General features: G+C 27.9%; 27 protein-coding genes and 1 tRNA gene. 25 read left to right on the forward strand and 3 right to left on the reverse strand.

The annotated features are described in order from the left end of the window. Positions 1-164 precede the first annotated feature (164 nt). From B5464_RS04155 to B5464_RS04265, 22 genes are all read left to right on the forward strand, one after another. Positions 165-536 carry a transposase gene (locus tag B5464_RS04155; RefSeq protein WP_079737286.1) on the forward strand — a complete coding sequence of 124 codons (372 nt, stop codon included), beginning with the start codon at positions 165-167 and terminating at the stop codon, positions 534-536. Continuing rightward, the gene (locus tag B5464_RS04160; protein WP_079737287.1) at positions 536-1,387 is read left to right on the forward strand and encodes an IS3 family transposase; all 852 of its coding nucleotides are present in this window, start codon (positions 536-538) and stop codon (positions 1,385-1,387) included. The genes B5464_RS04155 and B5464_RS04160 overlap by 1 nt, the downstream gene beginning before the upstream one ends. Positions 1,388-1,628: 241 nt before the next feature. Next, positions 1,629-2,108 (forward strand): hypothetical protein, encoded by a 480-nt coding sequence (locus B5464_RS04170; RefSeq protein ID WP_154066923.1) that lies wholly within the window; start codon positions 1,629-1,631, stop codon positions 2,106-2,108. A gap of 162 nt (positions 2,109-2,270) precedes the next feature. Then, on the forward strand, positions 2,271-2,744 hold the full coding sequence (locus B5464_RS04175) for an RDD family protein (RefSeq protein ID WP_154066928.1): 474 nt from the start codon (positions 2,271-2,273) through the stop codon (positions 2,742-2,744). Between the two features lie 58 nt (positions 2,745-2,802). Continuing rightward, a complete protein-coding gene (locus B5464_RS04180) occupies positions 2,803-3,537 on the forward strand; it encodes a hypothetical protein (protein ID WP_231963642.1) in 735 nt (244 codons plus the stop codon). A 187-nt stretch (positions 3,538-3,724) separates the two neighbouring features. Then, positions 3,725-4,096 carry a transposase gene (locus B5464_RS04185; RefSeq protein WP_079737286.1) on the forward strand — a complete coding sequence of 124 codons (372 nt, stop codon included), beginning with the start codon at positions 3,725-3,727 and terminating at the stop codon, positions 4,094-4,096. Next, on the forward strand, positions 4,096-4,947 hold the full coding sequence (locus tag B5464_RS04190) for an IS3 family transposase (protein WP_079737287.1): 852 nt from the start codon (positions 4,096-4,098) through the stop codon (positions 4,945-4,947). The genes B5464_RS04185 and B5464_RS04190 overlap by 1 nt, the downstream gene beginning before the upstream one ends. Positions 4,948-5,049: 102 nt before the next feature. After that, a complete protein-coding gene (locus B5464_RS04195) occupies positions 5,050-5,403 on the forward strand; it encodes a hypothetical protein (protein ID WP_079737328.1) in 354 nt (117 codons plus the stop codon). Positions 5,404-5,559: 156 nt separating this feature from the next. Continuing rightward, complete coding sequence (locus B5464_RS04200; RefSeq protein WP_079737329.1) at positions 5,560-6,105, forward strand: hypothetical protein; 546 nt, start codon at positions 5,560-5,562, stop codon at positions 6,103-6,105. A 162-nt stretch (positions 6,106-6,267) separates the two neighbouring features. Continuing rightward, positions 6,268-6,597 (forward strand): hypothetical protein, encoded by a 330-nt coding sequence (locus B5464_RS04205; RefSeq protein ID WP_079737330.1) that lies wholly within the window; start codon positions 6,268-6,270, stop codon positions 6,595-6,597. 505 nt (positions 6,598-7,102) lie between these two features. Continuing rightward, positions 7,103-7,546 (forward strand): helix-turn-helix domain-containing protein, encoded by a 444-nt coding sequence (locus tag B5464_RS04210; protein WP_079737331.1) that lies wholly within the window; start codon positions 7,103-7,105, stop codon positions 7,544-7,546. Continuing rightward, a complete protein-coding gene (locus B5464_RS04215) occupies positions 7,507-8,355 on the forward strand; it encodes an IS3 family transposase (RefSeq protein ID WP_231963671.1) in 849 nt (282 codons plus the stop codon). The genes B5464_RS04210 and B5464_RS04215 overlap by 40 nt, the downstream gene beginning before the upstream one ends. Positions 8,356-8,467: 112 nt before the next feature. Further along, positions 8,468-8,974, forward strand: a complete 507-nt coding sequence (locus B5464_RS04220) for a hypothetical protein (RefSeq protein WP_154066930.1) — start codon at positions 8,468-8,470, stop codon at positions 8,972-8,974. 151 nt (positions 8,975-9,125) lie between these two features. Continuing rightward, the gene (locus tag B5464_RS04225) at positions 9,126-9,650 is read left to right on the forward strand and encodes a hypothetical protein (protein ID WP_154066931.1); all 525 of its coding nucleotides are present in this window, start codon (positions 9,126-9,128) and stop codon (positions 9,648-9,650) included. 297 nt (positions 9,651-9,947) lie between these two features. Beyond that, on the forward strand, positions 9,948-10,232 hold the full coding sequence (locus B5464_RS04230) for a DUF3997 domain-containing protein (RefSeq protein ID WP_079737335.1): 285 nt from the start codon (positions 9,948-9,950) through the stop codon (positions 10,230-10,232). Between the two features lie 8 nt (positions 10,233-10,240). After that, positions 10,241-10,591, forward strand: coding sequence for a hypothetical protein (locus B5464_RS04235; RefSeq protein WP_079737336.1), 351 nt, complete (start codon positions 10,241-10,243; stop codon positions 10,589-10,591). Positions 10,592-10,786: 195 nt separating this feature from the next. Next, entirely contained in the window at positions 10,787-11,158 is a 372-nt protein-coding gene (locus B5464_RS04240) for a transposase (RefSeq protein ID WP_079737286.1), read from the forward strand. Further along, positions 11,158-12,009: an IS3 family transposase gene (locus tag B5464_RS04245; protein WP_079737287.1), complete on the forward strand. Its 852-nt coding sequence runs from the start codon at positions 11,158-11,160 to the stop codon at positions 12,007-12,009. The genes B5464_RS04240 and B5464_RS04245 overlap by 1 nt, the downstream gene beginning before the upstream one ends. 39 nt (positions 12,010-12,048) lie before the next feature. After that, positions 12,049-12,957 (forward strand): hypothetical protein, encoded by a 909-nt coding sequence (locus tag B5464_RS04250; RefSeq protein ID WP_079737337.1) that lies wholly within the window; start codon positions 12,049-12,051, stop codon positions 12,955-12,957. Between the two features lie 115 nt (positions 12,958-13,072). Next, positions 13,073-13,663, forward strand: a complete 591-nt coding sequence (locus B5464_RS04255) for a hypothetical protein (RefSeq protein ID WP_079737338.1) — start codon at positions 13,073-13,075, stop codon at positions 13,661-13,663. A 148-nt stretch (positions 13,664-13,811) separates the two neighbouring features. After that, positions 13,812-14,792, forward strand: coding sequence for a hypothetical protein (locus B5464_RS04260; protein ID WP_079737339.1), 981 nt, complete (start codon positions 13,812-13,814; stop codon positions 14,790-14,792). 463 nt (positions 14,793-15,255) lie between these two features. Further along, positions 15,256-16,608, forward strand: a complete 1,353-nt coding sequence (locus tag B5464_RS04265; RefSeq protein WP_079737340.1) for a TrkH family potassium uptake protein — start codon at positions 15,256-15,258, stop codon at positions 16,606-16,608. Between the two features lie 371 nt (positions 16,609-16,979). Here the strand turns inward: B5464_RS04265 and B5464_RS04270 are convergent, their stop codons facing one another. The 3 genes from B5464_RS04270 to B5464_RS04280 all read right to left on the reverse strand — a co-directional run bounded on the left by B5464_RS04270 (position 16,980) and on the right by B5464_RS04280 (position 19,961). Then, complete coding sequence (locus B5464_RS04270; protein WP_079737341.1) at positions 16,980-17,648, reverse strand: response regulator; 669 nt, start codon at positions 17,646-17,648, stop codon at positions 16,980-16,982. Positions 17,649-17,650: 2 nt separating this feature from the next. Beyond that, the gene (locus B5464_RS04275) at positions 17,651-19,573 is read right to left on the reverse strand and encodes a tetratricopeptide repeat-containing sensor histidine kinase (RefSeq protein WP_079737342.1); all 1,923 of its coding nucleotides are present in this window, start codon (positions 19,571-19,573) and stop codon (positions 17,651-17,653) included. 315 nt (positions 19,574-19,888) lie between these two features. Further along, positions 19,889-19,961 (reverse strand) — tRNA-Met (locus tag B5464_RS04280). Between the two features lie 180 nt (positions 19,962-20,141). Here B5464_RS04280 and era point away from each other — a divergent pair. The 3 genes from era to der all read left to right on the forward strand — a co-directional run bounded on the left by era (position 20,142) and on the right by der (position 24,125). After that, positions 20,142-21,026 (forward strand): GTPase Era, encoded by an 885-nt coding sequence (gene era, locus B5464_RS04285; protein ID WP_079737343.1) that lies wholly within the window; start codon positions 20,142-20,144, stop codon positions 21,024-21,026. Positions 21,027-21,176: 150 nt separating this feature from the next. After that, positions 21,177-22,688, forward strand: a complete 1,512-nt coding sequence (locus B5464_RS04290; protein WP_079737344.1) for a choice-of-anchor I family protein — start codon at positions 21,177-21,179, stop codon at positions 22,686-22,688. A 126-nt stretch (positions 22,689-22,814) separates the two neighbouring features. Continuing rightward, positions 22,815-24,125: a ribosome biogenesis GTPase Der gene (gene der / locus B5464_RS04295; RefSeq protein ID WP_079737345.1), complete on the forward strand. Its 1,311-nt coding sequence runs from the start codon at positions 22,815-22,817 to the stop codon at positions 24,123-24,125. Positions 24,126-24,135: the final 10 nt, after the last annotated feature.

A 24,135-nucleotide genomic window follows, 5' to 3' on the forward strand; every position in this document is an offset into this window, starting at 1 on the left:
TAATTTATTGCTGGCTTTTTGCTTACTTACGAAAATCCTCGCGGATTTTCTTTGTCAGTAATTATCTACTAAATTAGGTGCTTAAACGCGCAACAAACCATATATAAACACGTTGTAAAACATTAACACCCGTCCTGAAATAAGGCTACATAATTTTAAACATTATGTATAGAAATGACAAAGTAATTAGACGTTACAGTGAACCTTTTAAATTAAAAATTTTAGCCGAACTTACAATCGGAAAACACACAAAGAGCGAACTTTGTAAACTCTACTCTATTGCACCTACAACCGTTAATGAGTGGATTAAAAAGTACAATCGTAAAGACTTAATGAACACCAGAGTAAAAGTGGAGACTAAAGACGAAATATCCAGAATTAAAGCTCTTCAAAAAGAGGTTGAGCAACTAAAAAAACTACTACTTAAAAAAGATCTCGATGCTATGGTAGAAGAATCCTATTTAGAAGTAGCTGCTGAAGATTTAGGTTATAAATCTATTGCTGAACTAAAAAAAAAGTTAAGTATAAAGCCTTAATAAAAGCTAAAGAGAAATCTAAGAAATTTGCGTCTTTAACGACTATAACTCATTGTTTTGGACTTAAACGTGATGCGTATTATAAATACAAATCTAGAGCTGATAAACGTTTAATATTAGAACAACAGATTATAAATATTGTTAGAAAAAGACGCAAATCTCTTCCTAGAGAAGGTGTGCGTAAACTTACTAAATCTTTAGATGTAGATTTTAATAAAGTAAATATTAAAGTTGGTAGAGATACTTTATTTAATGTCCTTAGAAAACACCAAATGCTAACACTTAGAAGGAAAACTAGTGCCAGAACAACAAACTCATATCATCGATTTTATAAATATAATAATATTATAAAAGACTTAAAAATTACAAAATCTAATCAGGTTTGGGTAAGTGATATAACTTACATAAGAACCGTAAAAGGATTTTGTTACTTAGCTTTAATAACAGATATGCACTCTCGAAAAATTGTTGGTTACGACCTTAGTGATAGCTTGGAACTTAAAGGATGTGTGAGAGCGCTAAATAAGGCGATTTATAAAGCTAAAAACATTAATGGGCTTATTCATCATTCAGACAGAGGGATACAATATTGCAGTAATGTATATACTCAAATATTAAAAAGAAAGAAAATAGACATCAGTATGACTGAAGAAAATCATTGTTATGAAAACGCAATGGCTGAACGTGTAAATGGTATTTTAAAAGATGAATTTTATCTAGACCAAACCTTTGATAATGTGGCACACGCAAAGAGAGCTACAAAAAATGCAATTAATTTATACAACGAGATAAGATTACACTTATCTTTAGACTATAAAACACCAAATATGGTATATAAATTATCAGCTTAATTCAATTTTAACCTGTAGCCATATTTCAGGACAAGACATTAAGAACGAAAATAAATGAAGTTAATATTAATAATTTTTCGATTCTCAATAGCTCTGATTTTAGGTTGTGGGATTATTTATGTTTTTAAAATTGGAATTGTGCATTTCTTTGGAGAAAAAATATTTTTTTTAAGCTTAATTTTAATATCTGTTTTTTTATTAACAATTGGAAAATTCTCTAAATCAAAAAAATGAAAAGAATATGAGAAGATTTATAATGACATTATTATTTTTTGCTACTATAAACACAATTAATGCTCAAGAAGAATTAAATGTTGCAAAAGGAAAAATTTCTGAATTAAAAGTAAAGAGTAAAAAAATACACGGAATTTCTCTCAACACATACTTTCTAACTGACCTTAATAATGACGGAATTTTTGAAATTATTGAACGAGAGAATAAAGTTGAAAATGATGCACCTGGATTTTTAAATATTGAAATATCCAGTGCGTTTGAATTTGACAAAATTTATAAGTATGAAAAAGGAGAATATGTTGAAAATTATTCTGGTTTCAAAAATTATTTGAGTATTAGAAAAGAACATTATAAACTTTGGAGAAGACTTATCGAAAAGCCTGAAAACTTGAACCGTGACTCAAAAAATTTAATTGCACAAAATAAAAAGTCATTTTTAGAAGAAATAAACGAAATGATTTTATTAATTGAGAAAAAAATGAATTAAAACGTTTTACAACACCGTGTATAAAAAATTGCTTATTTTTAGCTTAACCAAAGTTTGTTGCTTTTTTGTAAACTTCTATTTTCCTGCGGAAAATAGCCGTTCACTTTAAACGCAACTTTCCATAACACAAACACGTTGTGAGCAAGCTAAAAAAAACATCGTTTGAAACCAATATTAGAAAATAGAATTAAAGCATTTGTAGTTGATTATCTAATTATGGGAATAATCGGATTTCTAATTATTGCTCTTACTGACAATCTATTCCTCGCAATGATAATTGTTTATCCAATTACAATGAATAAGGACTTTCTGAATGGAAAAAGCATAGGAAAAAGACTTTTCGGAATTCAAGTTCAAAACCTGAACAATCAAAAAGCGTCTGAATGGAAAAGTTCGTTACGGAATTTTTTACCTATTATCCCACTTGATTTACTTTTTACATTTGTGAGTCCAACACGGAGAATTGGAGACAGAATTGCGGAAACTAAAATCGGAATTGAAACGGAACAAAATTTAAAAACATTAAGTTCTGAATTGAAAAAATACCGAATCAATAAAGAGTTGATTTTCGGAATAATTTTCGGAATTGCAAATATTTACGGACTTCTATGGTTATATGAAATTATATTATCGTGAATAGAAAAGCCAGCTCACAACACAGTATAAAAATAATGCGTAGTTTAGTACTTAATCAATGGATAGTACAATTTTGCTAAGTCTGATTTTCCTGCGGAAAATTAGCCTTGCACAAAACCGCACTATCCTTATACAAACACGTTGTGGTGCATATAAAAACGAAAATTTGAACATTAAAGAAACATTTCTGATTTTACTAATTCTGACAATAGCCGGATGTAAAAATTATAAAAAAAATGGAAATTTACTTGTTCAAAAAGAATTCGGAAAATGGAGGAAAGACAATGACAGTTTGAGTGTTGAATTAAATATTAAAAAGTTTAATAATTGGAATGAATTAATAGAACGAGCTGAAAGAATTTCTTGTAATGATAGTGTTCCGAAAATTACTTTAAAAACTGAAAATACATTGAAAACAATTTATTTTCAAAATCCTTGTTGGGAAAATTTTGGTTGTATTTTAATAAAGGAAAAAAATGTTATTGAAATCCATAATAATAAAATTAGCAAAAATTTTGGAGAATTATATTCTTTAGACAGTTTGAAAAGTATTTTAAAAAGAGATTACGAAAACAATGGAAAAAATCCGAGTTTGAGCGATAATCCCGAGAAACTACTAATTCAAATTTCATATGACAAAAAAGAGTTCAAAAATTTTGAACAAACACTGAAAAAATTAACAGAAACTTACGAAGAAATTGCGAAAAAAACGAATATCAATATTTGGCTGATTGAAAAATTGGAAATTCCAAAACCACCGCCAATTCCCGTAAATGAAGAAAATTTTGAATAAATACGCACCACAACACCGTATATAATTTATTGCTGGCTTCTTGCCTACTTGCGAAAGTCCTCGCAGACTTTCTTGGTCGGTAATTATTTACTAAATTAGTTGCTTAAAACACGCAACAAACCATATACAACAACGTTGTACACCATTAACACCCGTCCTGAAATAAGGCTACATAATTTTAAACATTATGTATAGAAATGACAAAGTAATTAGACGTTACAGTGAACCTTTTAAATTAAAAATTTTAGCCGAACTTACAATCGGAAAACACACAAAGAGCGAACTTTGTAAACTCTACTCTATTGCACCTACAACCGTTAATGAGTGGATTAAAAAGTACAATCGTAAAGACTTAATGAACACCAGAGTAAAAGTGGAGACTAAAGACGAAATATCCAGAATTAAAGCTCTTCAAAAAGAGGTTGAGCAACTAAAAAAACTACTACTTAAAAAAGATCTCGATGCTATGGTAGAAGAATCCTATTTAGAAGTAGCTGCTGAAGATTTAGGTTATAAATCTATTGCTGAACTAAAAAAAAAGTTAAGTATAAAGCCTTAATAAAAGCTAAAGAGAAATCTAAGAAATTTGCGTCTTTAACGACTATAACTCATTGTTTTGGACTTAAACGTGATGCGTATTATAAATACAAATCTAGAGCTGATAAACGTTTAATATTAGAACAACAGATTATAAATATTGTTAGAAAAAGACGCAAATCTCTTCCTAGAGAAGGTGTGCGTAAACTTACTAAATCTTTAGATGTAGATTTTAATAAAGTAAATATTAAAGTTGGTAGAGATACTTTATTTAATGTCCTTAGAAAACACCAAATGCTAACACTTAGAAGGAAAACTAGTGCCAGAACAACAAACTCATATCATCGATTTTATAAATATAATAATATTATAAAAGACTTAAAAATTACAAAATCTAATCAGGTTTGGGTAAGTGATATAACTTACATAAGAACCGTAAAAGGATTTTGTTACTTAGCTTTAATAACAGATATGCACTCTCGAAAAATTGTTGGTTACGACCTTAGTGATAGCTTGGAACTTAAAGGATGTGTGAGAGCGCTAAATAAGGCGATTTATAAAGCTAAAAACATTAATGGGCTTATTCATCATTCAGACAGAGGGATACAATATTGCAGTAATGTATATACTCAAATATTAAAAAGAAAGAAAATAGACATCAGTATGACTGAAGAAAATCATTGTTATGAAAACGCAATGGCTGAACGTGTAAATGGTATTTTAAAAGATGAATTTTATCTAGACCAAACCTTTGATAATGTGGCACACGCAAAGAGAGCTACAAAAAATGCAATTAATTTATACAACGAGATAAGATTACACTTATCTTTAGACTATAAAACACCAAATATGGTATATAAATTATCAGCTTAATTCAATTTTAACCTGTAGCCATATTTCAGGACAAGACATTGCCAAATTAACTCAAAAGAGGAAACTATTTTGAAAATTTCATTTTAGAAAAAGATTGAAAATATGATAATAATTGAAATTCTTGGAAAGATTTTTATCGACATAATACTCGAAGGAATTTTATATGGTTTTTTTAGATTAATTGGAAAAGGATTTAATAAAATTGGTGAATTATTTAGCGGAACTGAAAAGAAAATTGACCCAATCAAAATGCTGGAAAAAAAGTTTCTCCATAAAAAAATTGAACTGTCTAAAAACCTGAATGAAAAATTAAAATCTGGACAAAAGGGAGTTGTCTTGGAAATAATTAATGAGAACAAAATATTTGCAGAATTTTATGACAAAAAAGGAAAGCAAATTGAATTGAATAATGAATTAGTATTTGAAATCGGAATGAATCAATTTAAACTGAAATAATAAAAACTGCACACAACACCGTGTATAAAAAATTGCTTATTTTTAGCTTAATCAAAAGTTGATGCTTTTTTAATCTTGTCTTAATTTTCCTTCGGAAAATCAGCCAATCTTAAAAACGCAACTTTCCATAACACAAACACGTTAGCAAACATTTAAATGGAATACAGAAATATAATTTACTATTTAACTTATTTACCTTCAATAATTTTATTAGTAGGATTTCCTTTTTACTTTGGAATTGGCAAATCAAATATTGGAATTATTTTATATGTTATATATGTATTTCTTTTAACATATATATTGGGTTATATTCAAAAAAAATATTGGTTATGGATTTTAAAAAATAGAAGAAAAAAAACGGCTAAACTTTTAATGAAAAAGTATGGAAACGTTAAAATACTCGAAGACAATCAATACTTGAATTTAAAAATATCAAATAGAAATGTATTGTTAAAATTTGACTTTTCTAATTATCCTCCTCACCGATTTTCAGTACCAAAAAACAGACTTAAAGCTTACATCGAAAAGTCTGAGCATAATGGAAATGGTAAAAACCTTAAAATAATTAATATTAATAATCGTGATTGGATTTACGAAAATAAAATATTTAAAGATTTTTTTATAAATCGTTCAATTGAAAACTTAGTGAAACATTCTGAAAAAGAACTTCAAAAATTAATTGAGAAAAGTAGATTAACATAAAAAACGTTTGCTAACAACGTGTATAATTAATTGCTGTTTTTAGCTCACTTGGAAAATCCTTCGGATTTTCGCCGTTCGTGATTTATTTAGTAGATTAGTTGCTTAAACACGCAACTAATTATAACACAAACACGTTGGCAACAAGCAAAAAAAGGACAGATAATGAAACATAGAATAGTAATTATCGGAATTTTGACACTTTTAATTTTGAGTTGTAATTCTAAAAATAAATCTGATTTAATAAGAAATTACGAAAATAAAAGTTCTGAAATAAACGAAGTAAAAAACTATTTCGATAAAACTATACCCGAAAATTTTAAAGTAAGTATTCGTTATAAATCTTCTAATATTATAAAATTAGAAATTTATGAAAAAATAAATGATTCTTCAGAAAACGAATTATTATTTAGAGATTACAATGTGAATTTTTTAGATTATAAAGAAAAACCTCAAAAAAACTCAGGGAAAAAATATTACGGAAAAACGAATTGATTAGAAGTAGTCAAGAAAAAACTGAATTGGAATAATGAAATTTTTAAAGAATTATACGAAAAGTTAGAATCAGCAGAATGTGTTGGAATATCAAATTGGAAACCAACTGAAATCGAATATGATTATAATGGTGCTGGAGTTTATTCCTATCAAATATTTGAGAAAAATCTGAATGAACAAGAGATTGAAAAATATAATGACGGATGCAACAATATATTTTATAAGGACAATATAGTTCTTTCTTATACTGGTGGAGCATTCGGAATGCAATGTTTTGAAAATTATTAACGAAAGAAAAGCCAATTGCCAACACCGTGTATAATTAATTGCTAGTTTTAGCTCACTTGGGAAATTCCTTCGGAATTTCGCCGTTCGTGATTAATCTAGTAAATTAGTTGCTTGAAACACGCAACGAATCATACACAAACACGTTGGCAGTAATTTGAGAAAATGTACTTTCCTGAAATAGGTTGACTAAAAATTCATCAATTAATGATAGTCACTTATGAAAAATCAAAATGAACACTGGCAGAAAAAAAAGTACCAAAAAGTAACTTTAGAAACCAAATTATTCGTCGTTGACCAAATTCAGAATGGTCAAATATCAACAAACTTCGCTTCCAAAAAATATGATGTTCCTAGAACTACTATTGGGTATTTGATTAAAAAATACAGTACCTTAGTACAACAAAATAATGGTATGAGTAAAAACGATGAAATCAAAAAATTAAAGGAAAAAATTGAAGAATTGGAGTTTGTAAAAGACTTTCAACAAGATATTATTGCGGATATGGAAATCATTACTGGTGTCGATTTAGCAAAAAAGTCCTTGCCCAAAACATTAGCAAAAGAGATAGAACTAAAAAAGAAAAACATTTTAAAACAAAATGGATCTATCAATGTTTTGGGATCTCTAAACAAGCATTCTACAAAAGACACAAAACACTAATAAAAAAAGAATTAGATAACAAAAAACTAATCTTAATGGTACAACAGTATCGTAAAAAAGTAGGCTCTAAAACGGGTGGAATTAAACTCTATAATGAACTCAAATCTCAAATGATTGAACAAAACATCAACATAGGGAGAGATAAGTTCTATCGCTTTTTAAGACTCAATAATTTATTAATCCCTAAAAGAAAAAACTACGTTACAACTACCAATTCTAATCATATCTTTAGAAAATATAAGAACATTGTAAAAGATAAAGTTCCAACTCGTCCAGAACAGCTTTGGGTAAGTGATATTACTTATTTCAAAACAGAAAATGGCCACAACTATTTAGCTATTGTAACAGACGCTTATTCTAAACAAATTATGGGCTATAAAATTGATAATCATATGAAGACATCGCTTTGTAAAGACGCCTTGGCTATGGCAATTAAAAATAGAAAATATCCTAATAAAAAACTCATTCATCATTCTGACAGGGGATTCCAATACTGCAATCCTAAGTACACTCAATTCGCTGAAAACAATGGAATTATGATGAGTATGACTGAACAATATGCCCCGTATGAAAATGCTATTGCTGAAAGAATTAATAGAACGATAAAATATGAATATGGGCTTAAGAACTGCATTAAAAATACAGATGTAGCTCAAAAAATAACGAAACAAGCTGTGTATATTTATAATAATTTAAGAACACATTTTAGCTTAAATTTAAGAAAACCAGCTGAAGTACATCTTAATCCCAATATAAAATACAAATCGTATAGAAAAAATAATGTAAATTTGACTGAACTCGAAATTTAAACAATAAGCAGTTCAAGCTATTTTTTGCCTTCTAAACGGCTTAAAAAAATAGTTTGAACGTATAAATTAAACCTAAAAAAGGTCAACCTATTTCAGTATAATACAAACGCAAATGAAAAGAATAATTTTTACTGTAATTTTCACTTTGTACTTTATGAATATATATTGTCAAGATACTTATTTGAAATTACCAAATGTAAAAAATACTTGTCCGATAATAATTATTGGAAAAGATATTATTGGAAACAAAAGCGCTATCGAATCAACAAAAGAATTTACTGCTGAGATAAGTGTTCTGAAAGACAAACCAAATCGAAAAAAGCATGATTTCTTCAATCTAACTGAAAACGGAATTATTTTTGCCAAATTAGAGAAAAAAACTGATTTTAAAACACAATCTGAATTAAATGAATTTTTCGGAATAAAAAAAGATAACGAAATTTATGTGAATGGTTATTTAATAGAAAATTCTAAATACAAAATTGCGACTGAATGTATTATGGATATTGAGTTAGTCGAACCTGATTCTGAAAATAAGCTTAAGAATAAAGCAATTAATGTTTGGACCATAACTAAAGAACAAAGAAATAATGGCTGTGAATGGCAGAACGGAAATTAAAATAACGATTTGCCAACACCGTGTATAATTAATTGCTGCTTTTAGCTCACTTGGAAAATCCTTCGGATTTTCGCCGTTCGTGATTTATTTAGTAGATTAGTTGCTTAAACACGCAACTAATCATAACACAAACACGTTAGCAAAAATTAAAATGAAGAAACTAAATACACTGAAAAAATCTCTATTCTATCTAATTCTAACTTTATTAATATCAAGTTGTTCTTCTACAAAACTTGAAAATGGAAAAGTAAAATATAGAAATATAAAATTGAATTTTGAAAACTGCTGTTTAGCCACAAATATTAGTGGTTTTGGAAAAATTAAAGTTTATGAAAAAAAACTGAAAGTAAAAATCAAAAAAGGAAACATTAAAATTAATCCTGAATTTGATAACCCTAAATACACAGTTGGTGATATTTATATGAGTTTAGGAAAATATGTTGATAAAGAGAAAGGAACTTGGGAAACTTTTAATAGAAGCCAAAAAAAAGTACTTGACTTCACAATCAATTCTATTAATAATTCAATTGATTTATCAGGAATGACATTCGAAATTCCATATACCGATAATTCAGAATTAGAAAATTCTTGGATTGTAATAACAACAACGAATGAAACAAGGAAAAGAACGAATTATTCACATTCAACAAATAGGAAACAAATATTTCAGAGATAAACTTTTGCTAACACCGTATAAACTTTATTGCTAGTTTTAGCTCACTTGGAAAATTCCTCCGGAATTTCGCCGTTCGTGTTTTATTCAGCAAATTCACTGCTTAAACAACGCAACAAAGCTTATACAACAACGTTGTGTACAATTTAAGAAACGACCGAAAACACATTGAATAATTTGAAAAAAATATTAGGAATAATCATATTGTTGATTCTACAATCTTGCTATTTCGGAGCTGGATTAGTTGAAAAGGAAATTACGGACGACTATTTTTTATTTGCAAATAATTCACTTGACGAAATGAGTATTTGGTTTCACGCTGAAAAATATTCTAATCGACTAATTGTACCTGAAACAGTTTTTGCATTAGGAGAAAACGGAGATTTTATTATTGCAAAAAGTCATCCAAAAAATCTTGAAAGCGGAATTAATAAAAGTGTTACATACTATCATATCATAGAAGTTGACAAAAAAAGTATTAAACAAAATCCGAATTTGACTTTAGAACAATTTGAGAATAAAAGAAAAGAACTGAATATTCCGAAAAGTTTGGATTTTGAAATTGTTTACGACGAATTAAAATAGAAATATAATTGAAGAGAACAGCCATAAATATTAAAACTGAAAAATGGAATGAAATAATCTCTGAATTAAGAAAAAGAGGTTGGATTGTTACTGCTAAGTATTACGGTTTTGACGCTGGAATTGATGATGATTTTTTGATTTTAAGAAAGGGATTTAAAAAAATATTGTTTGGTTGGACTAATTGGTTTGAGGGAGAAATAAAATGCAATGAGCGAATTTTTAAATATCTAGAATCTGAACTAAAACTGGAATTTAAATATGGAAAACCCACAAGTCTTAAACCACTTGTAATTTCAACATACAGAATTCAATCTTTGCCATTATTTCTCGTGAAGAAACTGAATTTATTAAAGAGTTGAAAATAAAAAAACTGTACACAACACCGTATAAAAAAATTTGCTAAATTAGTGATTAATTAAAGTCGGTTGCATTTTTGCCAACTTCTGAATTTCCTTCGGAAATTCCTCGCTGACAAAACCGCAACTTCCCTTATACAACAACGTTGGCAACAATATACACCCGTCCTGAAATAAGGCTACATAATTTTAAACATTATGTATAGAAATGACAAAGTAATTAGACGTTACAGTGAACCTTTTAAATTAAAAATTTTAGCCGAACTTACAATCGGAAAACACACAAAGAGCGAACTTTGTAAACTCTACTCTATTGCACCTACAACCGTTAATGAGTGGATTAAAAAGTACAATCGTAAAGACTTAATGAACACCAGAGTAAAAGTGGAGACTAAAGACGAAATATCCAGAATTAAAGCTCTTCAAAAAGAGGTTGAGCAACTAAAAAAACTACTACTTAAAAAAGATCTCGATGCTATGGTAGAAGAATCCTATTTAGAAGTAGCTGCTGAAGATTTAGGTTATAAATCTATTGCTGAACTAAAAAAAAAGTTAAGTATAAAGCCTTAATAAAAGCTAAAGAGAAATCTAAGAAATTTGCGTCTTTAACGACTATAACTCATTGTTTTGGACTTAAACGTGATGCGTATTATAAATACAAATCTAGAGCTGATAAACGTTTAATATTAGAACAACAGATTATAAATATTGTTAGAAAAAGACGCAAATCTCTTCCTAGAGAAGGTGTGCGTAAACTTACTAAATCTTTAGATGTAGATTTTAATAAAGTAAATATTAAAGTTGGTAGAGATACTTTATTTAATGTCCTTAGAAAACACCAAATGCTAACACTTAGAAGGAAAACTAGTGCCAGAACAACAAACTCATATCATCGATTTTATAAATATAATAATATTATAAAAGACTTAAAAATTACAAAATCTAATCAGGTTTGGGTAAGTGATATAACTTACATAAGAACCGTAAAAGGATTTTGTTACTTAGCTTTAATAACAGATATGCACTCTCGAAAAATTGTTGGTTACGACCTTAGTGATAGCTTGGAACTTAAAGGATGTGTGAGAGCGCTAAATAAGGCGATTTATAAAGCTAAAAACATTAATGGGCTTATTCATCATTCAGACAGAGGGATACAATATTGCAGTAATGTATATACTCAAATATTAAAAAGAAAGAAAATAGACATCAGTATGACTGAAGAAAATCATTGTTATGAAAACGCAATGGCTGAACGTGTAAATGGTATTTTAAAAGATGAATTTTATCTAGACCAAACCTTTGATAATGTGGCACACGCAAAGAGAGCTACAAAAAATGCAATTAATTTATACAACGAGATAAGATTACACTTATCTTTAGACTATAAAACACCAAATATGGTATATAAATTATCAGCTTAATTCAATTTTAACCTGTAGCCATATTTCAGGACAAGACATTTGAAAACAACTTTATACATATTACTTGTTTTAATTCTATTTAGCTGCAGAAACTACACTAAAAAGGAAATAAATATTAACTCTGAATCTTATGAATTAATAGTTCCTAAAAACCATAAAGAATTATTAATTCTATTTTCAGGTTTTGGAGAAAGTAATGAGGGAATTAAAAGTGCTTCAAAACTAATTAAAAGTGTTTTAGATGAAAATATTTCCGTCTTAATTATTAAAACAAACAGAAATCTATTTCTGAATAAATTTGAAAAAGAAAAAAATGCAAAACTTGTTTGGGAGGTAATAAATGAAAACAACATTCAAGGAAACGAAATTTATATTGGTGGTTTTTCTGCAGGTGGAAATCTCGCTTTACAATTAGGGAAATATCTGACTTTTTATAAAAATGGAGAATTTAATCCAAAAGGAATTTTTGTTGTGGATTCTCCTGTAGATTTAATACAATTATATAAAAATTGTAAAAAGAAAATAAAAAAGAATAATTCTATCCTTGTAAATGAATCTAAATTCCTTTTAAATTATTTAAATCAAAAAATAGGAAAACCCAAAGAAAATTTAGAAAATTATAAAGTATTTTCACCATATTTAGATTCTTTAAAATATATTGAAAATGTTAAATTTAAAAAAACAGAATTGGTATTTAACACAGAACCAGCTTTAGAATTTAATAGAACTATTTATAATAGAAGTTTTGAGGAAACAAATAGTTTTCAATTAAAAAATTTACATAGAGAATTAAAAATAAATGGATTTAAAACATCGTATATAGAAACCAAAAATAAAGGTTACAGAAAAAATGGGGAAAGAAATCCACATTCTTGGTCAATAATAAATGAAAGTGAAATTATAGAATGGATCAAGAAAAAAACTATGCCCAACACCGTATATAATTAACTGCTAGTTTTAGCTGACTTGGAAAAACCTTCAGATTTTCAGCGTTCGTGATTTATTTACTAGATTTACGCTAAACCGATGCAAAGAAGCATTCACAAACACGTGAGCACTAACTATGAAAAAACTTACCTTTTTATTAATAATATTTATAACTTTTTCATCTTGCCATTTTCCTAGTTATAGACATTCAGGAAATGTTAATTCTAGCCTTGATTTTAGAAAGGGAAAATGGTTATTAAATAATATAGAATCTCCTAAAGAAGTTAACTATGTTTTAACAAAAATAGCTAGAGAAAAATTTTCAAAAATATTAGGTGAAAGATTTTCGACATTAAATGAAGCAAAAAACATTTTAGTCCCACAACTTAAAAGTAAAGACAGTTTCAATAAATCTATTCTTAAAGATATCAAGAATGGAACTGATTTTGATTATTTCATTAATATAAGGGCAAATACGAATAAAAATGAAATAGGAGACCTACAAATTGGACCAGTGTACTCACGTCTTGAAAACAATGTAGAAATTAGCATTGAAATATATGATTTAAATTTACTTGAAAAATTTTATTTTCACACTGTTGTTGCTAATTTAACTATTGACGAAAACAATCAAGATTTTGCTTTTACAAAAAGCGTAGAAAAACTAACCAGAAAAGGTTTTGAAAAGATTATGAAAAAAATAAAAAGGAACGAAAGAAGAAACTAATGCCAAGAAAGTGCATAATTAATTTATAGTTTTAGCTCACTTGGAAAATCCTTCGGATTTTCGCCGTTCGTGATTTATTTAGTAAATTAGTTACTTAATTTACACAACCAACAATACATAAAGACCTTGTTGTAAATAAAAAACAATAATGAAAACACCTTTTAAGTTATTACTATTACTCTTTCTTACTACTTTAAGCACGAAATCTTTTTCGCAGAAAATAATTAAAGATTACGAACCTGTAAAAAATGATAGCCTAAAAATTGGAATAGGAGAAAATGACTTTTTACCCTTTATTCAAAAAGGATATACTCTAATGCTTCCCGAAAATAAAAAGATAAAAGGTGTACTTATTTTCTTAGAAGATTCAAAGTACAACAAAAAGAATTTTAGTTCTAAGCAGATATATAATCAAGCATCTATAAGTAATTTTGCAGTATTATCAATTTCTACCGAAATACCTCTAGATTTTTATTTTTCTAAATCTTCGATTAAATCTACTCATAATTTAATTCAAAAAATTTTAAAAAAATTCAATCTCCCTAATGAAAATATTTTCTTTTTGGGCGCAGGTTTAGTTGGTCATAGAGCAATGAAATATGTTGAATTTATCAATAAAGAAGATTCCGATTTTAAGATTAACATTAAAGGGGTGGTTATTTGTGATTTCACATTAGATTGGATAAGAAAATGGCAACAACATAAACGAGACATTAAAATAAATCGAATCGAACTTTGGGAGCCGACTTTTATGAATTTTATGTTGGAAACATATCTGAAAGGTACACCCAAAACTGCTCAAGATAATTATCATAATTTCTCGACTTATAGTTACTCTAATCAAAATAATGAAAATATTAATTTTTATAAAAATTATGCTGTAAGAGCCTATATCGAGCCAAAAATAAAGTACAGACTTAAAAAGTATTACAGAACTTTATATGAAAATAATGCTACTGATATTATTGGATTTTTAGCCGAATTAGAACTTGCAGGAAATAAAAATACAGAATTAGTTATTTTGCAGCCTGAATATAATCAATCTGAAAATCGAAATACACAGACTACTTGGAATAAAATAGATAAAGATGAATTAATGAATTGGATCAATAAACAATCGGAAAAATAACTTCGCATACATCATATATAATTGATTCCTATTTTTAGATTTTATTAATTTTTCTATAAACCTTAAAACTTGGCAAAACTGTAGCTTTACTCACTATTTTAGAACTTGAGTTAGCTTAATATTAAATACAGAAGTACAACTCTTGAACGTTAAAATAACCTGATTAAGAATTAATTCACAAATCAGAAAGAGAAGTATAATTTTACAATTCATTATAAAATACCTACTCTATATAAAGAATCAGAGAAATTTATAATAAGCACAACGATACAAAACTTATCAAAACAGAATTCTATTGAGAATCAATAAAAATATATCTAACCGAAAGATTTTTATACTTTACAGAAATACAAAAAATACAATAACCTTTTTTTTCTTCTTTTATTTAATAACTTTGTGCCTATAAATATGCTATGTTAGTTAAAGTAAATCTCATTTTTAATTAAACATCTGAGTATAAATAATGGAAAATAAAAAATATAAGAAAATATCAAATTGGTATAGAAAACTTCAAATTAGCAAATCACCACAAATGAATTTAGTCTGGGGTTTCTTCTTGTACACTTTAACCGGATTTATTCTACTGTCTATTCCATTATTTCACAAAACTGATATCGCTTTTTTAGATAATTTATTTATTTCTACTTCTGCTATTTCTACTACAGGTCTGGTAACTGTAAGTATTTTTGATTCCTATAATTTTTTTGGCCAATTTATAATTATGGGATTGATACAAATTGGAGGAATTGGATATATGACATTAACAACATATTATTTAATATTTACCACAAAAAAAATAACCCACTGGCACAGTAAGTTAATAGGTACAGAATTTACGTTACCTAATACAATTCAAATTAAAGATTTCATCAAAAGTGTTATAATTTTTACTTTGGTGATGGAAATTATTGGAGCAATTCTTTTTTACTTTGCCTTTACTAATGCCGGAATGGATAATTTAAAGGCTGTTTGGTTTTCTATTTTTCATAGTGTCTCTACATTTTGTACAGCTGGTTTTGGCTTATTTAATGATGGTTTCGAAAGCTACCAAGACAATACTTTTATCAATACAATCATCTCTATATTAGCTATCTCTGGTTCGTTAGGCTTTATTGTTATTACAGATCTTTGGTATCGAATAAGTGGTAAATCAAAAGAAATTTCGTTTACGACTAAAATTATTATTTACGGCTTTTTATTTTTACTGATATTAGGTACTTTACTAATTTACTCTTCAGAATCTTTATCTATTTTAGGATCAAGTAGTACACTAATGACATCTTTTTTTCAAGCAATGTCTGCAATGACAACAGTTGGTTTTAACACGATAGCTATTGGTGAATTTTCTTTACCAATACTACTACTTATAACTTTTCTGATGTATATTGGCGCCTCACCTTCAGGAACAGCTGGTGGTATGAAAATTACAACTTTAACAGCAATGTTAGCAATATTAAAAAGTAGATTATTTGGTCAAACAAAAATTACATTTTTAAATAGATTAATTCCTTTTGAAAGAATATATGTTGCTACCTCAACTTTTATGTTATATACAAGTTTAATTTTCTTGTTTTCATTTTTACTTTCTTATTTTGAAAAATTTTCTTTTGAAAGCATCTTATTTGAAGTTGCATCTGCTTTAGGAACCGTAGGTTTAAGTACGGGTATAACCGGAGATTTATCTAATATTGGAAAAATATTGATTATTATTTTGATGTTTATTGGACGTGTTGGTGTATTAACTTTTGGTTTTGCATTATTACAACAAAAAAATAAGGGAATTAAAAAAATTAAACTTGATGATTTAGCTGTTTAGAAAGTTAGAACCTACCTTATCAGTAAACCCCTACCTAAGTATTACATCTTACTGTGCCACAGTAGCTAAGACGTAATATAAAATTACTTAGGTCGGTTCTTTTTAATTAAGGTTGTTGCTTATTCGAAGAAAATAAACACCAAATATCCGTCAACTATCTGTATTACACCTTTAAATTCCCAGACTTTTATAGTTATCCGAAAGGTTATTAATTAATTATTTAAATATTTCCGCTAGTTCAGTATATCGATACACCTTTATACTTTGATTCTCTTTTTTGAAGTATTTAGCATTTTTAAATAACAAACCTAATTTCTTAGAGCACAAAAAACACTAATGATTTCCCTAGCATAAACAATTATATTAGAATTTTAAATCAAACCAAAATCTTTAGCTATTGCAACCAAATGTGCAGGATTATTGGCATTAAAATGTTCTTTTAAAAACTTTAATCTTTTTTCTATAGCACTTGTGCTTGAAGGTGTTATTCCTTTTTCTTTTAATTTTTCACTAATCACTTCTTGTAAAAAGCCTAGCGAAAGGTATTTGATCAAAGAAAGATCATAATCTGTAATTTCTACAGCTTTTTTAGGATGAATTGCAGCATGTAACTCTGGAGAAATGTAAAACTCACTAGAAGTAAAAGATTTATAAATTGCTTTTTTTAATTCTTTTAATCCGTTTCTATTTTTCCAGATGTAACTTTGGATCTTTAAATTTTTATATAAATTTTGTATTGTGTACGGTTTATCTTCTACAGAAAAAACTATAATTTTTAAATCAATAAATTCTTCTCTAATTTTGGTTATCAATTCTTCTCCGGATTTTAATTGTTGAGGTGTACCATCGTTTTCAAAAGATAAATCTGAAATAATTAAACCGTAAGGTTCTCCTTTTAAAAAAGCGCTTTTAATTTTTAAAAAAGCTTCATCACAATAAGAAATATAATCTACATGATGAATTCCTATTTCATCTAAAGCAATTTTAATACCGCTATTTATAACATCAAAATCTTCTACAACTAAAACTTTTTTAAACATTTTTAACTTTTAAAATGAATACTAACTTTTAATCCTTTGCCTGGTTTGTTTTCAAAATTAATAGTTCCGTTAATAGTTTTTATACGGGTTTCCATATTTTTAAGTCCATTTTTATGAACAAAACTATCTTTTTCAAAACCAATTCCGTTATCAAAATAAATCATTTCTATTCGACTATTCTTTTTTGTAAAAGTCAACATTACCAAACTAGCTTTACTATGCTTCTTCATATTTACAAAAAGCTCATTAAATATTCTGTAAACCACAATTTGCTTTTCAGCAGCTAAATTGTTTAGATGAATGTCAGATAATCCTTTTATAATAATCTTACAATCATTTGTATTATAACTTGCTACTAAATGTCTAAAATAACTTTCGAATTTATCTCCTGTTTTAATAGCATTATTTTCATGTGAAATGGAACGTGTTTGATGGTAGATTTTATCTAAATCATCTATAATCTCTAATGTATTGATCTTTGGATTCTGAACTTTTACAAGCGTATTAAAAACATCATTACCCAATTCATCATGTAATCTCTTTGCTATTCTTGTTTCAGTATTATAACTCTCTTGTAAAACTCTTTTTTTATGTAATTGTTTACGTCTGTATAATAAAAATAACAGACCAGAAATTAAAAGAATTCCGATAATTATACTGTTCTTCTTTTGGCTATTCTCTTTTTCTACTTTTAATTCATTTTCAATTGCTAGGTTTCTAAACTTTTCTTTTAGTTTTTCTTCTTCGTCGTAATTATATTTAATTTTAGCAAACCTAAACTGTCTTTTAGTTTCTGCTTCTTGTAAACTATCTCTTAAATAAATACTTTCTTTATAATATTTAATAGCCTTTTCAGGCGGCTGTCTTTCTACAATCTTATCTATAGCTTCTAAAACATCTTGAATGCTTTTTACTTTTCTTGAAATTTTATACATTTCTATAGCATATTGCAATGATTTTTTTCTGTTTTTTTCTTGAAAATAATCGGATAAATGACTGTAACTTGCTATTAAACCATAATTATCTTTAAGCTGAAGTTTTTTAGAATTAGCAAACAACAATTCTTTTAATACATTTACATCTGAATTTTCTAACCACTTTACATGTGCTAAATTATCTATAACTCTTGTCTTTGTTTTTTGACTTGTAATAGTGTCTTGCAACAACTCTTCAAAAATTAAAATCGATTTTTTATAATTCTTTAAGTCTTTGTGTGCAATCGCTAAATTATTTCGAAACCTAATTTTAGAGCTTTTTCTTGTAGTAATTTTCAAAGCAGAAATATAGTAAGCAATAGCTTCGTTATAAAATGATCTTTTTTTAGCATTAATGGCTAAACAATTTAAACTAGAAGCCATTGTTTTTGGTTCTTTTCCATTAAAAAACTTTAAAGATTCTACAGCCAAAGAATCACTTAAAGAATAGCTTCCAAAATTTGATTCTATTATTGCTAAATTAGATAAGCTTTTCCCAACAGATACACTATCCTTTAATTTTAAAAACTCATTTTTAGATTTAGCATAGAAAAAATAAGAACTATCCTGTGCGTTTTTTTTGTACTGATAAATCCCTAGCTTATAATAAACTTTTCCTTTTAGATTTATATCATTTTCTACACTAGGCAGTCTCAACATTTTTTTTGAATAAAATATTGCACTGTCTATTTTGTTTAATTTACTCGATAAATAGCTGATATTATTGTACATCAAATACTTATCAGTTGAATTTAACTTATTATCAGAAATAAATATTTTTGAATTTTCTAATCTTTTGGCATTACTCGATTTTTTATAATCTGCACTTTTAAAGAATTCTTTTGCTAGGGATTTTTGTTTTGAATCATTCTCTAATTTATCATCTTGTTTTTCACATGATAAAAATGAAAATAAAACAAAAAATAGGAATGCTACTTTTACTTGTTTCATTCCTCTAATGTACTATAATTTCTTAAAATCACTATCCTCCATAAGTTGGGTTTTCATCTTATCTTGGACTTTGTTCATCTTCTCCTAATATTGCTGAAATTTCATTTTCAATTGAACTATTTTCTATGTTTTCATCTAAATCTGCAAAAGAAGTAAGAAACACTTTTTCACTTCATATAACTTATTTTAAATGGTAAAGAATTGCAGATAATTTTACAAACAAACTGTGCACGTTTTGCGGTATAGTAAAGCAAATAAAAGTAAAAAAATTAAGCACAAAAAAAAGCTTCATATTTCTATGAAGCTTTTACTTAGTAGCGGGAACTGGACTCGAACCAGTGACCTTCGGGTTATGAGCCCGACGAGCTACCTACTGCTCTATCCCGCGTTGTGATTTCAGAAAAACGACTTAGCTTTAAACTTTCGACTCATAAATTCGACACGTTATTTCCGGGTTGCAAATATACAACATATTTAAAGTACTAACCAAACTTTTATCGAAAAAATTTTAATCTTTTTTTAATCCTCTAAATTCTAATCCGATATAAAATCTATTTATCTTTGCATTATGACACATAAAGCAGGTTTTGTAAACATCATAGGAAATCCTAACGTAGGAAAATCGACATTAATGAATGCTTTGGTAGGAGAAAAACTATCAATAATTACTCCGAAAGCTCAAACGACTAGACATCGTATTTTGGGTATTGTAAATGATGAGGAGCATCAAATTGTATTTTCTGACACGCCAGGTATCTTAAAACCAGCTTATGAGCTTCAATCTTCGATGATGGATTTTGTGAAATCTGCTTTTGAGGATGCCGATATTTTAATCTACATGGTAGAAATTGGCGAAAAAGAATTGAAAAACGAAGCTTTCTTCAATAAGATAATCCATAGCGAAATTCCTGTTATTCTTTTATTAAACAAAATTGATAAATCATCTCAAGAAGATGTCGAAGAAAAAATAAAATACTGGCGAGAAAAAGTACCAAATGCAGAAGTTTTTGTTATTTCTGCATTAGAAAGGTTTAATGTTTCTGCCGTTTTTAATAAAATTAAAGAACTTTTACCAGAAGGACCTCCTTTTTATCCGAAAGACCAATTAACAGATAAACCAGAACGTTTTTTTGTAAATGAAAAAATTAGAGAAAAGATTTTAATTCATTACAAAAAAGAAATTCCGTATTCTGTAGAAGTAGAAACAGAAGAGTTTATAGAAGAAGAAAATATTGTTAGAATAAGATCTGTAATTATGGTCGAGAGAGAAACTCAAAAAGGAATAATTATAGGTCATAAAGGTTCTGCCATTAAAAGAGTTGGTGCAGAAGCCAGAAAAGATCTAGAAAAGTTTTTTATGAAAAAGGTTTTTATAGAACTTTACGTTAAGGTTAATAAAAACTGGCGTAGCGATAAAACACAATTAAAACGCTTTGGTTACAATCAAAAATAATATTACATTTAATTTACATTAGACAACTATCTTACAACCTTAATAAACAATTATTTTACAAATAAATGTAAAATCTAATGTTTACTTATATTTCATTTAACACGATTTTTAGTTTTTGAGTTCATTTTTGCAAAAACTAAAAATCAAACAATGAAAACATTACAAAAAATTACTTTATTCTCCTTATTAGCTTTTACTTTTAGTTGTAAAGACGATGTTAATCCTGTTATCACTCCTGTAGATACATCAGTTAATTTTACTCATAAAACAACCATTAAAGTAGGTGGTGAAGGTGCATCAGAAATTACAGCTTACGACAAAATCTCAAAAAAACTTTTTACTGTAAACGTAGATTTAAACGAGATTTCTATTCATGATATTTCAAATTTAGACACACCTGTAAAAGAAAACTCTATAAGTTTAAATGCTTACGGTGCACCTAATAGTGTTGCTATTTTTGAAGGAAAATTAGCAATTGCAGTAGAAGATAACGTGAAACAAAATCCTGGGAAAATATTACTTTACAATACAGTAGACAATTCTTTATTAAAACAATATACTGTAGGTTCTTTACCAGACATGGTAACTTTTTCACCAGACGGAAAGATGATTGTTTCTGCAAATGAAGGTGAACCAAATGATGACTATACAGTAGACCCAGAAGGGAGTATAAGTATCATTAACCTAGAAAATGATGCTGTTACAACTTTAAATTTCACTGCTTTTAACGCACAAGAAGCTTCTTTAGAAAGTGAAGGTTTTAGAGTTTTTGGACCAAATGCAGATTTAGCTAAAGATGTAGAACCAGAATATGTTGCAATTTCAGAAGATTCTAAAACTGCTTGGGTTTCTTTACAAGAAAACAACGGAATTGCTAAAGTTAATTTACAAACAAAAACAATCGAAGCCATTTATCCTTTAGGTTTTAAAGATTACTCTTTGGCAAAAAATACTTTAGACGCAAGTGATAAAGACGACGTAAAAGAATTAAAATCTTGGCCAGTGAAAGGTATTTACATGCCAGATGCTATTGTATATGTTAAAATTAACGGAGTAGAATACATTATTTCTGCAAATGAAGGTGATGCAAGAGATTACGATGGATTTAGCGAAGAAGTAAGAATGGACGATTTAACTTTAGACGAAACTGTATTTGATGCTGATAAAGATTATTTAAATGAAATGAATCTTGGTCGTTTAAAAACTACTACAACTTTAGGTGATGCAAATAACGATGGTAAAGTTGAAGAACTATATAGTTATGGTGCTAGATCTTTTAGTATTTGGTCTGATAACGGTAATTTGGTATACGATTCTGGAAACAGCATCGCAACTCAAACTTTAGCATTAACTACAGACAGATTTAATGATAATGATAAAAGAAGTGATGATAAAGGTGCAGAACCAGAAAGTGTAGAAGTTTTAAACATAGGCGATCAACGTTATATTTTATTTGTTGGTTTAGAAAGAAACGATCAAGTTATGGTGTATGATATTACAAACCCAAATGCTCCAGAGTTTTTACAAATACTTTCTAATGCTGATGATGAAGCACCAGAAGGATTATTAGTTATAAAATCAGAAGATAGCCCAAACGGTAAAGATTTACTAGTAGTTTCTAATGAAGATAGCGGAACTGTTACTATTTATCAGAATAACTAATTACTACTTTTAATTAAAATAAAACCAGCAATTTAACTTGCTGGTTTTTTGTTTTTTAAAGACTTCTTTTTTTAGTATCTTTCTTACAACCTTAAATTGTATCTTTGCAAAAAATTAGAATTCAAAATGAATAGTATTGTTGCCATTGTAGGAAGACCAAATGTAGGAAAGTCGACACTTTTTAATAGACTTGTACAAAGAAGAGAAGCAATTGTAGATTCTGTAAGTGGAGTTACACGTGATAGACATTATGGAAAATCTGACTGGAACGGAAAAGAATTTTCTGTTATAGATACAGGTGGATATACTATTGGTTCTGATGATATTTTTGAAGAAGAAATTAGAAAACAAGTAGCTTTAGCTATAGAAGAAGCAGATATTATTGTTTTTGTTGTAGATGTAGAAGAAGGTATAACACCTATGGATGCTGAAGTTGCAAAACTTTTACGTAAAGTTAAAAAACCAATTTTCTTAACAGTTAACAAAGTAGACAACGCAATGCGAGATGCAGATGCTGTTGAATTTTACAACTTAGGTTTAGGAGATTACCATACAATTTCTTCTATTAACGGTAGTGGTACCGGAGACATTTTAGATGCCATTACAGAAAAAATGCCAGAACCAGAAGAAGTTGATTTAGAAAAAGAAGAGTTACCAAGATTTGCCGTAGTTGGTAGACCAAACGCAGGTAAATCGTCATTTATAAATGCCTTAATTGGTAAAGACAGAAACATAGTTACCAATATTGCAGGTACAACTAGAGATTCTATAGATACAAAATATAATAGATTTGGTTTCGATTTTAATCTTGTAGATACTGCCGGAATTAGAAAAAAATCTAAAGTTAAAGAAGATTTAGAGTTTTACTCTGTAATGAGAGCTGTAAGATCTATCGAATATTCTGATGTAATTGTTTTAGTTGTAGATGCTACTCGTGGTTTCGAAGGACAAGATCAAAATATTTTCTGGTTAGCAGAAAAAAACAGAAAAGGTGTGGTGATCTTAATTAATAAATGGGATTTAATTGAGAAAGAAACCAATACAATGAGAGATTTTGAAGCAATGGTTAGAAAACAAATCGAACCATTTACAGATGTACCAATTGTATTTATTTCTGCATTAACAAAACAACGTTTATTTAAAGCAATAGAAACGGCTGTAGAAGTTTTTGAAAAACGTAAATTTAAAATACCTACAAGTAAACTAAACGATGCTATGTTAGACATTGTTAAAAGTTACCCGCCACCAGCAATTAAAGGAAAATTTGTAAAAATAAAGTACTGTATGCAGTTGCCAACTCCTACTCCGCAATTTGCATTCTTTTGTAATTTACCGCAGTATGTAAGAGATCCTTATAAAAGATTCTTAGAAAATAAACTAAGAGATTTATATGATTTTTCTGGTGTACCAATTACAATTTATTTCAGACAAAAATAATAAAACACTT

It is taken from the genome of Polaribacter sp. KT 15 (assembly GCF_900143115.1).
Taxonomy (GTDB): domain Bacteria; phylum Bacteroidota; class Bacteroidia; order Flavobacteriales; family Flavobacteriaceae; genus Polaribacter; species Polaribacter marinaquae.